The 13,429-nt window shown below is 64.1% G+C and carries 13 protein-coding genes; 6 read left to right on the top strand and 7 right to left on the bottom strand.

All coding sequences use genetic code 11. The features are described 5' to 3' along the window. Positions 1–145: 145 nt before the first annotated feature. The 3 genes from VJ109_RS14710 to VJ109_RS14700 all read right to left on the bottom strand — a co-directional run bounded on the left by VJ109_RS14710 (position 146) and on the right by VJ109_RS14700 (position 4,669). Entirely contained in the window at positions 146–2,152 is a 2,007-nt protein-coding gene (locus VJ109_RS14710) for an SLC13 family permease (RefSeq protein ID WP_434737262.1), read from the bottom strand. A 514-nt stretch (positions 2,153–2,666) separates the two neighbouring features. Then, positions 2,667–4,025: an NAD(P)/FAD-dependent oxidoreductase gene (locus VJ109_RS14705; protein WP_324757742.1), complete on the bottom strand. Its 1,359-nt coding sequence runs from the start codon at positions 4,023–4,025 to the stop codon at positions 2,667–2,669. A gap of 32 nt (positions 4,026–4,057) precedes the next feature. Then, a complete protein-coding gene (locus tag VJ109_RS14700) occupies positions 4,058–4,669 on the bottom strand; it encodes a response regulator (protein ID WP_324757740.1) in 612 nt (203 codons plus the stop codon). A 190-nt stretch (positions 4,670–4,859) separates the two neighbouring features. Here VJ109_RS14700 and VJ109_RS14695 point away from each other — a divergent pair, with 190 nt between their 5' ends. Next, positions 4,860–5,816, top strand: coding sequence for a D-2-hydroxyacid dehydrogenase (locus tag VJ109_RS14695; protein ID WP_324757738.1), 957 nt, complete (start codon positions 4,860–4,862; stop codon positions 5,814–5,816). Between the two features lies 1 nt (position 5,817). On the opposite strand, the gene pyrI is transcribed toward VJ109_RS14695, so the two are convergent. Further along, positions 5,818–6,279, bottom strand: a complete 462-nt coding sequence (gene pyrI, locus VJ109_RS14690) for an aspartate carbamoyltransferase regulatory subunit (RefSeq protein WP_324757736.1) — start codon at positions 6,277–6,279, stop codon at positions 5,818–5,820. After that, complete coding sequence (pyrB, locus tag VJ109_RS14685) at positions 6,276–7,193, bottom strand: aspartate carbamoyltransferase (RefSeq protein WP_324757734.1); 918 nt, start codon at positions 7,191–7,193, stop codon at positions 6,276–6,278. Before pyrB ends, pyrI begins: the two co-directional genes overlap by 4 nt. An 82-nt stretch (positions 7,194–7,275) precedes the next feature. Here pyrB and VJ109_RS14680 point away from each other — a divergent pair, with 82 nt between their 5' ends. Further along, on the top strand, positions 7,276–7,902 hold the full coding sequence (locus VJ109_RS14680) for a MinD/ParA family ATP-binding protein (RefSeq protein WP_324757733.1): 627 nt from the start codon (positions 7,276–7,278) through the stop codon (positions 7,900–7,902). A 28-nt stretch (positions 7,903–7,930) separates the two neighbouring features. Then, positions 7,931–8,560 (top strand): RAD55 family ATPase, encoded by a 630-nt coding sequence (locus VJ109_RS14675; protein ID WP_276221686.1) that lies wholly within the window; start codon positions 7,931–7,933, stop codon positions 8,558–8,560. Between the two features lie 254 nt (positions 8,561–8,814). Here the strand turns inward: VJ109_RS14675 and VJ109_RS14670 are convergent, their stop codons facing one another. After that, complete coding sequence (locus tag VJ109_RS14670) at positions 8,815–9,762, bottom strand: FKBP-type peptidyl-prolyl cis-trans isomerase (protein WP_324757731.1); 948 nt, start codon at positions 9,760–9,762, stop codon at positions 8,815–8,817. 48 nt (positions 9,763–9,810) lie between these two features. Further along, positions 9,811–10,845, bottom strand: coding sequence for a threonine ammonia-lyase (locus VJ109_RS14665; RefSeq protein WP_324757729.1), 1,035 nt, complete (start codon positions 10,843–10,845; stop codon positions 9,811–9,813). Positions 10,846–10,926: 81 nt separating this feature from the next. On the opposite strand from VJ109_RS14665, the gene cyaB reads away from it, so the two are divergent. From cyaB to VJ109_RS14650, 3 genes are all read left to right on the top strand, one after another. Beyond that, positions 10,927–11,469, top strand: coding sequence for a class IV adenylate cyclase (gene cyaB, locus VJ109_RS14660; protein ID WP_324757727.1), 543 nt, complete (start codon positions 10,927–10,929; stop codon positions 11,467–11,469). A gap of 66 nt (positions 11,470–11,535) precedes the next feature. Then, complete coding sequence (locus tag VJ109_RS14655) at positions 11,536–12,738, top strand: methionine adenosyltransferase (RefSeq protein ID WP_324757725.1); 1,203 nt, start codon at positions 11,536–11,538, stop codon at positions 12,736–12,738. A 79-nt stretch (positions 12,739–12,817) separates the two neighbouring features. Continuing rightward, positions 12,818–13,315 (top strand): DUF5804 family protein, encoded by a 498-nt coding sequence (locus tag VJ109_RS14650; RefSeq protein WP_324757723.1) that lies wholly within the window; start codon positions 12,818–12,820, stop codon positions 13,313–13,315. Positions 13,316–13,429: the final 114 nt, after the last annotated feature.

Raw genomic sequence — 13,429 nt, 5'->3', positions numbered from 1 at the left:
CATAGATTCGCATCGATCTATCTCAGTCATCACAACAGTTGTAACCGGTAGCAACCCGACCATAGAGCTTCGTCGGTCGGTAACCACATAGCTGGTGCAGCTTTGAGCGTCTCGGTATCGCTGCTAGTTCTCCACTCTCTCCGGGTTATACTCCCCAAAAGAACACAATGCCGACTGTCGTGACGACAGTCAAGATCAACTGTAATGGCGCACCGACGCGTGCGAAATCAGTGAATTTGTACCCGCCTGGTCCGTAGACCATCAGGTTCGTCTGGTAGCCGACGGGGGTCAGGAGCGGTGTGCTGGCCGCGAAGGTCACGGCCATTACGAACGCAAAGGGATTGGCGCCGAGTTGGCTAGCGACCTCAACCCCGATTGGCAACAGCAATACGACGCTGGCGGAGTTGCTGACCATCTCCGTGATGACCGCGGTCCCAAGGTAGAACAGCCCCAGGACCACGATCACGGGAAAGAGGTCACTGACGGAAACGACGAGGTCGGCGATGAGATCCGCCGTGCCCGAGGCCTCGACTGCGATGCCAAGCGGGATGACACCCGCCACCATGAAAATCACTTCCCAGTCGACGGCTTCGTATGCGTCCTCAGGCGTGAGGATGCCCGTGAAGAACATCGCCGCAACGCCCGTCAGCGCACTCGTCATAAGCCCCAAAACGTCGAGTGCCGCGAGTCCGAGGGCTCCGGCGAGGATTCCCAGCGCGATGGGGATCTTCGATCGGTCGAAATCCTCCCATCTGTCCTCGCCCGCGATAGCGACATTCGTGTCCCTCGCAATGCGATCGAGTACTTGGTCAGGCGCCTGGACGAGGATGACATCGCCGGCCCGCAACCGGACCTCTCGGAGACGCTGACGGATCACCTCGTCGCCGCGCCGGATCGCAAGCACTGTCACGTCGTAGTCGCGCTCGAAGTCTGCGACACCGCTGCGCCGACTCGACCAGGGGCCGGGCAGGAGTACGACTTCGGTGAGTTCAATCTCCTCGTCGGGGGCTTCTTCGGCCGTCTCGTCGCCGTCTTCCTCCGTGTCTTCGCTCGACGCCTCGTCCTCGGCGAGAGAGTCGCTGCGTTCCGCGTCGAGCGATTCCCCACCGTGACGCCGTGGCGAGAAGCCGGCAGGGAGAAACGTATCGTCCTCCGTGGCCGCTTCCATGACCTCCGGTAACAGCTGTAGGTGGTCCTGCTCGATGACCTCCTGGAGGGTTTCCTGGTCGGCCCTGACGGAGAGGACGTCGCCCGCTTGGATCCGTTCCGATCCGAGTCCGCGGGCGAGTGTCCGGTTGCCACGGACGATCTGGAACACGTCGAGATCGAGGTCCTCCTCGCCCAGTTCCCCGACACGGGAACCCACGACCGGCGAGTCCTCCATGACGACGACGTCGGTGAGGTAGTCGGTCATGCCGAACGCGTCGCTGGGCGACTCCGCCGGCTCGATCCGTGCCGGAGTGAGGTATCGGCCGACGGTGAGCAGGTACACGATCCCCACGAGCAAGACGATCGCGCCCAAATGCGTGAACTCAAGCAGGGCGAACGGCTCTGCGTCGGGACCGCCGACCTGGACCCACACCTCGCTCGCCAGGAGGTTCGTAATCGTCCCGACGACGGTGAGCATCCCGCCGAGCATCGAGGCGAACGACAGTGGTATCAGGAGCTTCGAGGGCGACGTCTTCGTTTGCCGAGCGAGATTCATTATCGCCGGTATCAACACGGCGACGACGGAGACGTTGCTGACGACCCCGCCCGGCGGTCCGGAGAGCGTGACCGTAGCGAGCAACTGTTTGAACTCGTTGTCCCCGGCGAACGCGATCAGTTTCCGCGTGAGGATCTGGATGACCCCGGTCCGTCGGACGCCTTCGCTCAGGACGAACATCGCCAGCACCGTGAGCGTCGCGGGGTTCGAGAATCCCGAAACACCCTGCTCGGGTGATACGCCGGTCCACTCGCCGAGGAGGACGAGTGCGACGACGAGGCCGACCGCGGTGGCGTCGATCGGAACCGGCTGGGTAACGAAGAGGACGAAGACGATGGCGATGATCGCCAGTACGACGACTACGTCGAACGAGACCGGAAGCTGCACGGGGAGTTGTTGTAGAGGGAAACTATTGTTCCACGAAAAAAGAAAAAAGAGAGGACTCATCTATTCACCCTTTACCCAGAATACTCCGACTGACCACATAGAATTTGTGCTACATATTCAGCAGGGATATCCAGACACGACAGCGATGCAGCACTCCCGGCAGACCTCATCCCAGGCCCGTCATCAGCGACGATTTCCGAAATTCGGCGAGAAGGGGGGCATCAATACGGACGAATACCTATCAACTATAGATTGTATCTGAAGTCATTTATATTATTTTTATATGGTTCTATTAGCATACTCGAAATGTACGCCCGGAACACTAACGTCCGGCATCATCCTGGGCGGCGTGCCAGGTCAGCCGGCAAACCCTCGTGCCGGGCGGGTCGTCCACTGGACGACCAGTTGCGCGAGCGGCGTCAACCGCGAGCGCGGGAGACGCCGAAAGCGTCTCCGAACTGCAACTGTCGCGCGCCCGGGTTCTCCGGACCTTCATCGTCCCGAAGACGGGCCTCCGCCGGGGATTGAAGGCGCGCACTCGTCCTAACAGATAGGCGTACCTAAGCGTTCGCCCTCAGACCGTGTAGTCGTCCTCGTGCAACTGGGCGTAGCGGTTGCCCCGGTAGCCGAACTTCCCCCACTTGTAGCGGGCGACCAGTTCGACGCCGTGGAGTCCGCCACGCAGTGCCGCGTCGGCCTTGATCCCCCGAACGTCCTGCAGAGCAGTTGCGGTCTCGAACGCGCGGTCCCAGTCGCTCGGCCCCCAGCCACGGACGAGATCCGCGAAGGTGACGTTCCGTCGGATCTCGTCGCCGAGGGCTGCCTCCCACTCGTCGTTGTACCGCTCCAGGCTGCCCTGTGCGGCCAGTCGACCGGCGATCTTCCCCGTTCGGACGGCGACGTGGTCCCCGCCCTCGTGGAAGGCCGAGGTCCCCCCCATCGCACCGCCGGTGACGGCGATGCCGGCCCCGACCGGGGACTCGATCGGTCGCGTCGAGGAGATCGGATAGGTCTCGGTGCCGCCGGACTTCCCGCGGTCCTCGACGAGCGGGAAGTCCGCGAGTTCGTAGTCGGGGAACTGCCGGCGAAGCAGTCGGCGGATGTACTCGTTGCCCCGCGGGATTCCCTCGTCGCTCTCTTCGAGCAGGTCCCACTCGGCGACATCGTAGTCGTCGATATCGAGCCCGATCGGCATCGTCAGCCCGATCCGAGCGACTGGGCGATCGTTGGGGAAGATCCACGGATAAGCCGTGTGGCCGGGCATAATCCCCCACCAGAACTCGATGTGATCGGGGTCGAACAGCTCCTCGGGCATCCGGCGGTGTTCCTGGTAGGCGATGTGGTTGGCCGTCGTCGACGGCAGGACATCGCTCATCTGCTGGTCGGCTGGAAGGAACTGATCGAGCGTCCCCCCGGTTATCGTCCGCTGTGGTCCGTCCGCGAGGACGACGTAGTCGGCGGTGAGATCGTCGCCGTCGGCCAGCCGGAGGGTGTGTCGGGGATCGCTATTGACATCGGTCTCGACAGAGCGAACGCTGACGCCGACGCGATAGTCGGCACCGGCCGCCGTGGCCCGCTCGCGGAGCCAGTCGTCGAACCGGGCGCGGTGGAAGGTGAGGCCGAACCCATCGTAGCTCGCGTCGATGCCCGTCTCCGTCATCGCGAGTTCGTTGTTCGGACCGTGGAACTTCGCCCCGTCGAGTTCGCTGAGGATGACGTGATCGGGAATCTCGTCGACGGAGAACTCCATGAGGTCGATCCAGTAGTCCAACAGCCCGGCTGCGTCCGTCGAGTCCGGCCCCGTCGGGTCGCGGTCGGCCCTTGGGACCCCCTTCTCCAGGACCACCGCGTCCGCGCCGTGGTCGGCGGCGGCCGCTGCCGCCGAGGAACCGGCAGGTCCACCCCCGACGATAGCGACATCTACGTGTTCCATACCGACTACGGTGCCACCCGGGCGGCTAAAACCTACTGTCTCGCAGCCGACGACTGGGAGAGATCCGATTCCGGTCGCGATAGCGTGGCCTCGAAGGTCGTCTGCCAGCTCTCGACGTTGGTTGCTCGGTCGAGCGCGTCGTCGACGGCCGAGCGTTTCTCCCGGAGCCGGGAGAGCAAGCGCGCGTACTCCCCACAGTCGTCGAGTTGGGCCTGACCGACGGCGGATTCGAGTGTCGCCGCCCGGGAGGCCAGTGCAAACAGTTCCTGTAGTTCCGACTGGAACTGTGTGACGACGCCGACGCGTTCGACGGCACTCAGCACCGCGTCCCGACCGACGGGCTTGGTGAGGTACTCATCGACGGGAATATCGAGCAGATCCACGTCGGGTTCGACGCCACTGATCATCAGGACTGCGGGCTCAAACGGCCCGGCCGCGACTTCCCTCGCTACCGTTCCGCCGTTCGATCCCGGCATCTCCCGATCAAGCACGAGGACATCGACCGTCTCGTCGAGCCGATCCAAAGCGGTGTCACCGTCGGCAACGGTGACTACGTCGTAGCTCTCCCCCAGCCAGAGCCGGTAACACTCACGCATATCGGGGTCGTCATCGGCGACCATGACACGCCCCACAGTATCGCTCATTCGTACCCATTCCTGGACCCGGGATCTGATATACACCCCCGACTGTTGAGACCGTTTACGACCGTTTAATACCGATAAATCGGACGGTAAAGCCATTGAAACCGACAGTCTGGAGAGTCGGTTTCGTTCGTCGATAGAGTTTTGCCGGAGCCGTTTGCAGCCAACGCATGCGCTCCCAGGGTGAGATTCGATGACGGAAATTCTGGTATTACGCCACAAGATCCACGGGATGGTCGCCGACCGATACGCCGACGCGCTCCGGGAACGGCTCCCCGACACAACAGTTCGGTTGGCCCGGACTCCCGACGAGGAACGGGACCTCGTGACCGACGCGACCGTCGTCACCGGGAGTTCGTTTGCGCCGGCGCTGTTCGATCACGCCGAGGACCTCGAACTGTTCGCCAGCACTTACGCCGGCTACGACCACCTCCCGCTGTCGGAATTCCGTGACCACGGCATCGCACTGACGACTGCCTCCGGCGTCCACGGCCCGAATATCGCCGAGTACGTCCTGGGTGCCTGGCTCTCGATGGCTCGCGGGTTCCTCACCGCCCGACGACAGCAGCGTGACCGTGTCTGGCAGTCGTTCCAGGCCGACGACTTCGCAGGCAGTCGAGTCTGTGTCGTCGGGATGGGTGCGATCGGAACGGCGGTGCTGGACCGACTGGACGGGTTCGATATCGAGACCGTCGGGGTGCGACACAGTCCGGAGAAGGGTGGCCCGGCCGACGAAGTGTACGGCTACGACGACCTCCACACTGCGCTGGCGGACGCCCGCTACGTCGCACTGGCCTGCCCACTGACAGAAGAGACAAACGGACTGCTCGACGCCGACGTGTTCAGGACGCTGCACGCCGAGACCGTGCTGGTCAACATCGCCCGCGGTCCAGTCATCGAGACCGACGCGCTGGTCTCGGCGCTCCGTCGGAACCACATCGGCGGCGCCGTCCTGGACGTGACCGACCCGGAACCACTCCCCGAGGAGCACCCGCTGTGGAACTTCGAGAACGTCCTGATAACCCCACACAACGCCGGACACACGCCATCGTACTACGATCGACTAGCCGATATCGTCGCCGACAACGTCGAACGAGCCCGTGAAACCGGGTCCTGGGACGGGCTCCGAAACCAGATCGATCTGCGCTGACTCACTCGACGAGGATGTGCGCCGGCAGGTCGTCCCGGATAATCGTCTCGCAGTACTCACACCGGACGCCGTCGTCGGTGACGGCAAAGCGTGAGTCGACAGGTTCGTCCTTCGTCGAGATGCAATTGTGGTTCGGACATTCGAGGACGCCCTCGACGACGTCCGGGCGTTCGACGCGGTGTTTCTCGACGACATCGTACTCCCGGACGATGTTGATCGAGGCTGCCGGGGCGATCAGCGAAAGGACATCGACCTCGGCCTGGGAGAGTTCTCGCCCTTCGACTTTCACGATGTCTTTCTTGCCCAGGCGGTCCGAGGGGACGTTCATCGCCACGGAGAGTGCGTCGCCGCTCCCGTCGATCCCCAGGATCGCAAGCACGTTGAGCGCCTGGCCGCCAGTGATGTGATCGATAACGGTCCCGTTCTTGATCTTCGAGACGCGGAGTTGCTGGTCATCAGTCATCGTGGCTCACCTCCGAGTATCAGATCGAGCAGTGCCATCCGAACCGGAACGCCGTTGTGGGCCTGCTCGAAGTACTTCGCGTGGTCCGTCTGATCGATCTCGTGGGCGATCTCGTCGACGCGGGGGAGGGGGTGCATCACCGTGAGATCGTCCTTCGCAACGTCGAGTGTCTCCCCGTCGATCTGGTACTGGCCGGCGACCTCGCGGTACTCGCTCTCGTCGGGGAACCGCTCGCGCTGGATTCGGGTCACGTACAGCACGTCGAGTGCTGGGAGGATCTCGTCGAGGTCGGTATGTTCCCGGACGTCTGCTCCCTGTTCGTGGAGGTCGTACCGGACCGACCGGGGCAGTTGCAGTGACTCGGGGCTGATGAAATGTTGGTGGGCGTCGACCGTCGTCAGCGCGTGAGCCAGTGAGTGGACTGTCCGTCCGTACTTCAGATCACCCATAATCCCGATCGTGAGGTCGTCGAACCCAGCGTTCTCTCGGATCGTATAGAGATCGAGCAGCGTCTGCGTCGGGTGCTGACCCGCCCCGTCGCCGGCGTTGACAAGCGGCACGTCGACGAACTCGCTGGCCATCTTCGCCGATCCCTCCATCGGGTGGCGGAGGACGAGCGCGTCCGCGTAGCCCTCGACGACCCGGACCGTATCGGCCAGGGACTCCCCTTTCTTGACACTGGAGGATTCGACCGACCCCATGTCGACGATGTCGCCACCCAGACGCTTCATCGCCGTCGCGAAGCTCATCTTCGTGCGCGTGCTGGGCTCGAAAAAGAGCAGTCCCAACAGCGTGTCGCTGTGCCGGTCGGCGAAGGCAGCCGGGTTCTCCGCGATCGTGGCGGCGTGATCGAGCACCTCCTCGATATCGGCCCGTGAGAGTTGTTTGGCGCTGATGATGTGGTCGTGCCGCATCGTACTCGGAAGGGCGCCCCCGACGCTCTTGAATCTCCCGACACGGCGAAGGTTGAAATCGGGTGCCGAAGGGAACGCCGGTATGCTCGCTATCGCAGGCGGGAAAGGTGGCTGTGGGAAGACGACGACAGCGCTCGGGATCGCCAGCGCGCTGGGTGCTCGCGGCCACCGGCCGCTCGTCGTCGACGCGGACAGACAGATGCCGGATATCCACCACCGCGTCAGTGTCGATCGGACCCCGGGACTCGAACGACTCCAGCGGACCGGACTCTCACCGCTCACCCGCCGATCCGGTCGGTTCCCACGTCTCGACGTGCTCCCGTGTGGCACCGCCGATCGATCGACACTCGCGAGCGCCCTCGAACAACTCCGTGGGCGCGACCGACCGGTTCTGGTCGATTGTCCCGCCGGCGCCGGCCCCGACGCTGCCGTCCCGCTTCGCCGCGCTGACAGGAGTGTCGTGGTGGCGACACCGACCGAACAGAGCCTCCGGGATGCCGCTAAGACCGCGGCGATGGCCCGCGAACTCGATTCACCTCCCTCGCTGGTCGTCCTCACCCGTAGCGACGGATCAGCTCAACCGGGCGATCTCCTGAGGTGTCGGGACGTGGTACACGTCCCCGAGGTATCAGAACCTCCACTCGAAGCGAGGGCTGTCGCCGTTCGGTACGCAGCAGTCGCAAAGCGCCTGGATAAGCGGAATATTTAATCCTGTGTGTTCTGTACTTCTCACTGGTATGGTGAACCGGTTACGGACGGGCATCGACGTCCTCGACAGGAAACTCGACGGCGGGATTCCCGCCGGGAGTATCGTCACCCTGTCCGCACACCCGGCGAGCCAGGCGGAGTTGTTCCTCTACGAACTCACCGCCACACGCGGGACCCTGTGGCTCTCGCTGGACCGGACCGCCGAGTCGGTCGTCGCCAGCATCGAACAGACGCCCGCCAACACCGGCGACCCGACGGTTCGGCACATCTCCGGGGAGGCCCCGCTGGACAACGCGGGCAAACTCGTCTCGGCGCTGCCCGAGACCTCGAACCTGATAGTCGATCCGCTGGACGTCCTCGAATCCCAGGAGCCACACTCCCGCTTTCGCGCGTTCATGAACGACCTCCAGAACCACATCGTCAACACGAACAGTCTGGGCATTCTGCACTGTCTCAACGGCCGGGACGTCCCGCCGCTGCGTGACACCACCGAGCATTTCGCCGATGTCGTCTTCCAACTCAACACCCAGATCGAGGGCGACGAGATCGCCAACCGGCTGGCAATCCCGAAGTTCCGTGGCGGCCGTGCGCCCAACGACGTGATCAAACTTGACCTCGTCGAGGAGGTCAGCATCGACACGTCCCGGGATATCGCGTAACACCACTTTTTATTGCGTCGGGTTCGCGTCGCCGCTTCGCGGCGCGCGAACCTCTCCTTGCAAAAACATGGGGAAAAACTGCTCGGCCTCGTTGCACTCGGCCGAGTGAAACCGCTCGCTTCGCTCGCGGTATGCTCCTGACAGCCCTGCCCTTCCCCAGGTCGGCCGACGGAGCGGCCTCCCGGCCACGTCGTCTGTGAGGAGCGCGACAGGCACGGCTGCTTGGTCTGAAAACGCGAGAACCGCGGTCGGCGTTACTCCTCGGCGCCGTCGATCTCGTCGACGATCTCCTCGGCGTCGACGTCGGCGTCTTCGAGCGCTTCTTCGAGGTCGGCACCGCCGGGGCCGCCGCCCATGCCGCCCATCATGCCGGGCATACCCATGCCGCCGCCACCGATCTCCTCCTGGACGATGATGCGATCGACGCCGAGCAGTTGGGTGAGCTGCTGGGCGATCTGCTGTTTGCCCATCATCCACTGCTGGTTCATCGTCAGCTGGGGCGTCGCCTCGATGTAGAGCGTGTCCTTCTCGACTTCGACGGTCTCGTACTCGGGTTCGGACTCCTCGTCGTCCTCGTCGTCGCTCTCGACGAGCTGTTCTTCTTCGACCGTCTCGGTCTCGAACCAGAGGTCAAGCTCCATGTCCAGCATCATCTGGATGATGCCCTGGGCCTTCTCCTCGCGGTCGGTGACCTCGGCGACGATCTCGTACTCGTACTCGACGTCCTCGCCGGCCAGCGGGTGGTTGAAGTCGACGCGGGCGCGTCCGCCGATGATCGTCTCGACGTGGCCCTGCTCGTTCTCGATCTGGACGTGCGCGCCGGGGTAGCGGTCGTCCTCCGGGATCTTGTCCTTCGAGATCGTCCGGACCTGCTCCTCGTCGTACTCGCCGAAGGCGTCGACGGCAGCGATCGTGACAGTGCCCTCGTCACCGACTTCCTTGCCGGTGATGTCTTCCTCGACGTCCGGGAAGATGTGGCCCTCACCCAGAACGATCGTGCGGGGACCGAACTCCTGCTGCTCGGTGTCGACACCCTCGTCTTCGGCGACTTCCTCGTCGGTCGTGTCGACGAGCGAGCCGTCCTCGACGGTGCGTGCGGTGTAGGCGAGTTTGATGACATCGCCATCCTGCAGGCCTGCCTCGGTTGCTTCGTCTGCTCCTTCCTCAACGTCGTCGGCGTCGGCCTCGGACTCGTTGCTCATACCGTGTTCGACTGTCGTGGCACTCTTAAGAACAACGTTTCCCGTCGGTCAGCCGGGGTAGTCGCTCTCCGCGAGGATGCGTTCGAGCTTCGATTGCTCGATGTTTCGGCCCGAAACCGGGATGACGACCGTCTGACCGGCGAGTTCCTCGCGCATCTGAAACGCGGCCGCGACGGCAGTGGCACAGGCACCCTCCAGGACGATGCGGTCCTCACAGAAGACGCGGGCGACGCCGTCCTTGATAGCGTCCTCGGAGACGAGCCGGAAGTCAGCGAGGTCGTCGCGCAGGACCTCCATCGTGAGCGCGAACGGGACCCGCGTCGCGACACCCTCGGCCATCGTCTCCATGCGCTCGTGGGCGGCGAGCGTGTCTTCCTGCCAGGCCCGATACATCGCGGGAGCCGCCTCCGACTGTGCGCCGATGATCTTCGCATCGGTCTCGGCTCCCACCGTAAGACAGTAGCCAGCGGCCGAGGAGCCCCCGCCGATCGGGCTGAACAGGTAGTCGATCTCTCCGAGTTCGTCGAGGATCTCCAGGCCGGCGGTCCCGACGCCGGCGAGCAGCTTCGGCTCGTTGCCCGAGTGGACATAGCGGGCCTGGCGCTCGACGGCCAGCTCCTCGATGTACTCCCGGGCGTCGTCGTAATCGTCACCGTGGCGGATCACCTCCGCGCCGAGTCGGCGCATCTCCCGGACCTTGTCGTCGTTTGCCGCTTCGGGGACGCCGATCGTGACGGGAACGTCGAACTCACGGCCGGCCCAGGCGACGGACTGGCCGTGATTGCCGGAACTGGCGGCGACGAGGCCCCGTTCGCGGAACTCCTCGGGCAGCGTCGCGACGAGGTTGACACCTCCCCGTACTTTGAACGCTCCAGTCGGGAGCGTGTCCTCGCGTTTGAGATAGACATCCGCCTCCAGCGCCGCCGAGAGGGGTTCGCTACGGACCAGCGGTGTCGTCGGGAGGTACTCGCTGACGACTTCTCCGGCGGCTTCGACGTCAGCGGGTGTCGGCGGTGTGAGGTCGTGATACGGGAAGACGGTCGTCTCGTCGGGCGACTCTACGGGTTCGTACTGACCGTCCATACACCCTCACGTGGTCCGGGGGACAGTAAACCCCGCGGTCGAAACAAGCGCTTTTTGACCGTGTCCGCCGTCTCCGGTCACATGTACGAAGTGGAGGTGAAGGTCCCGGCCCACCTCGCGACGGTTGCGGACCGCCTCGCCGACCTCGGGGCGGAACGGACCAGAACAGTCGTCCAGGAAGACACCTACTACGACGCGCCCCACAGGGACTTCGCCGAGACCGACGAGGCGTTCCGCGTCCGTCGGGAGACCCGCGAGGGGACGACGACGGCCCGGATGACCTACAAGGGACCGCTCGTCGACGACGAATCCAAGACGCGAACGGAGGTCGAGACGGGCGTCGACGATGGGGCCGACGCGGATTTGCTCTTTCGGAACCTTGGATTCGATCCCGTCGCCACCGTCGAGAAAGACCGCCGGTTCTACAGATACGACGGCTACACGGTCACGCTCGACGCCGTCGAGGGCGTCGGCGAGTACGTCGAAGTCGAGACGGAAGTCGAGTCCGAAGACGCCGTCGAGGAGGCACGCGAAGGGGCGTATGACGTGGTTCGAGACCTCGGGCTCGACCCGGCCGATCAGCGCCGGACGTCGTATCTCGGGATGTTGCTCGACGATTCTTGAGAGTTATTTTTCGATGCCGAACACTTCTCGTAAGTTATAGAACCCACCCCTGCCAACTACGCGGCAATGACCGACCGGAACATCCACGTCAAGCCCGAGAGCGGGCTAGCAGTCGAAGACCAGGAAGTCGAGATCGTCGAGCGAAAGGGGATCGGTCACCCGGACTCTATCTGTGACGGCGTCGCCGAGAGCGTCTCCCGCCGGCTGGCGACCGCGTACATCGACCGCGTCGGGAAGGTCCTCCACTACAACACCGATGAGACGCAACTCGTCGCCGGCACCGCCGCGCCGGCCTACGGCGGCGGCGAAGTCCTCGAACCGATCTATCTGCTGATCGTCGGCCGGGCGACCAAGACCTACGAGGGGACCCGAATCCCGGCCGAGCGGCTCGCGCTGGAGGCTGCCCGCGAGTACCTCGACGAACAGTTCCCCCATCTCGATGTCGGCTCGGACGTCATCGTCGACGTACAACTGGGCGAGGGCTCGGGCGACCTCCAGACTGTCTTCGGCGAGGAAGCCGCCATCCCGATGGCAAACGATACGAGCTACGGTGTCGGCCACGCGCCCCTCTCGGAGACCGAACGGATCGTCTACAACACCGAACGCCGGCTGACCGGGGAGTACGCTGCCGATAACCCCGTCGTCGGTGAAGATGTGAAAGTGATGGGCAAACGCGAGGGCGACCACATCGACGTGACCGTCGCCGTGGCGATGGTCGACGAGTACGTCGCCGACCTGGAGGGGTACAAGGACGCCGTCGCCGACGTCCGCGAATACGTCTCCGAGTTGGCCGAGGGGTACACAGACCGGGACATCTCCGTCCACGTCAACACCGCCGACGACTACGAGAACGAGTCGATCTACCTGACGACGACCGGGACCAGCGCCGAGCAGGGCGACGACGGCTCGGTCGGCCGGGGGAACCGCGCTAACGGGCTCATCACGCCCAACCGCCCGATGAGCATGGAAGCCACCTCCGGAAAGAACCCGGTCAACCACATCGGGAAGATCTACAACCTCCTCTCGACATCGATCGCCGAGTCCGTCGTCGAGGAGGTCGACGGGATCCGCCAGCTCCAGCTCCGGTTGCTCTCACAGATCGGTTCACCCATCGACGACCCACACGTCGCCGACGCGATGCTGGTCACCGAAGAGGGCGTCTCGGTCGGCGACATCGAGGCGGAGGTCCGTGCGGCCGTCGACGACGAACTCGCGGACGTGACCGAAATCACTCGGCAGGTCATCGAGGGCGACGTGACGACGTTCTGACGCCCGGCGACGGCCCCGCTCAAGAGCCCCGAACGGACGCACCGAAAGCTAAATCCACACACGGCGTCTGTCCCCGACAATGACACAGGTCTGTCTCGTCGGCGACGACGAGGTGAACCTCAGGTACGAACTCCTCTCCCGCGAGACGGCCAGAGACGCGTTGATGACCTACGACCTGCGTGAACCGTTCGAAAACACCGTCGCGGTCGAGACGGTGAGCCTGGGTGCGGCAGTCGCACTGTTGAACGACCTCAACTGGTATCTGGTCCGTTTTGTCGACGCCGCACTCGTCAAAGAGCCCTCGGTCAGTGAGACCGAGTGGCTCTCGCGGGACCTTGCTGCGGCAGTCAGGGACGACCACGTCACACCCGACCAGACCGATCGGTTCCTGATGGTCTACGGCGTCGAGCCGCAGGCTGTCGAGACGGAGCAGGCCGAACCCGAGTCGACCGGGCCGCCCCGGCTCGTCGAACCGATGCTGGTCACGCGGACGGGCGAGGTCATCCCCGAATACGACCTCCGTGAGGTCGACGAGACGCTGGTCGTGCGGGTTACGGAAGACGAGTTCGGGGCGTAGAACACGTGACGAGTGGTCGGTGTGTCAGAGGCACGTCCGGGGGCGGACGTGACCACTCGTCCGGTCCGGAAGAGTCCCGGACCCATCAGAGATAGAGTACGTCGGTAGTACTTA

Origin of the sequence: Haloarcula montana (assembly GCF_035666295.1) — an archaeon.
In the GTDB taxonomy this organism is placed as follows: domain Archaea; phylum Halobacteriota; class Halobacteria; order Halobacteriales; family Haloarculaceae; genus Haloarcula; species Haloarcula montana.
This window is presented reverse-complemented; position numbering and strand designations above follow the sequence as displayed.

Excerpts from the sequence above, each read along its gene's own strand:
- VJ109_RS14710 (WP_434737262.1), bottom strand. The coding sequence starts at position 2,152 with ATGAGTCCTCTCTTTTTTCTTTTTTCGTGGAACAATAGTTTCCCTCTA.
- VJ109_RS14705 (WP_324757742.1), bottom strand. The coding sequence starts at position 4,025 with ATGGAACACGTAGATGTCGCTATCGTCGGGGGTGGACCTGCCGGTTCC.
- VJ109_RS14700 (WP_324757740.1), bottom strand. The coding sequence starts at position 4,669 with ATGAGCGATACTGTGGGGCGTGTCATGGTCGCCGATGACGACCCCGAT.
- VJ109_RS14695 (WP_324757738.1), top strand. The coding sequence starts at position 4,860 with ATGACGGAAATTCTGGTATTACGCCACAAGATCCACGGGATGGTCGCC.
- pyrI (WP_324757736.1), bottom strand. The coding sequence starts at position 6,279 with ATGACTGATGACCAGCAACTCCGCGTCTCGAAGATCAAGAACGGGACC.
- pyrB (WP_324757734.1), bottom strand. The coding sequence starts at position 7,193 with ATGCGGCACGACCACATCATCAGCGCCAAACAACTCTCACGGGCCGAT.
- VJ109_RS14680 (WP_324757733.1), top strand. The coding sequence starts at position 7,276 with ATGCTCGCTATCGCAGGCGGGAAAGGTGGCTGTGGGAAGACGACGACA.
- VJ109_RS14675 (WP_276221686.1), top strand. The coding sequence starts at position 7,931 with ATGGTGAACCGGTTACGGACGGGCATCGACGTCCTCGACAGGAAACTC.
- VJ109_RS14670 (WP_324757731.1), bottom strand. The coding sequence starts at position 9,762 with ATGAGCAACGAGTCCGAGGCCGACGCCGACGACGTTGAGGAAGGAGCA.
- VJ109_RS14665 (WP_324757729.1), bottom strand. The coding sequence starts at position 10,845 with ATGGACGGTCAGTACGAACCCGTAGAGTCGCCCGACGAGACGACCGTC.
- cyaB (WP_324757727.1), top strand. The coding sequence starts at position 10,927 with ATGTACGAAGTGGAGGTGAAGGTCCCGGCCCACCTCGCGACGGTTGCG.
- VJ109_RS14655 (WP_324757725.1), top strand. The coding sequence starts at position 11,536 with ATGACCGACCGGAACATCCACGTCAAGCCCGAGAGCGGGCTAGCAGTC.
- VJ109_RS14650 (WP_324757723.1), top strand. The coding sequence starts at position 12,818 with ATGACACAGGTCTGTCTCGTCGGCGACGACGAGGTGAACCTCAGGTAC.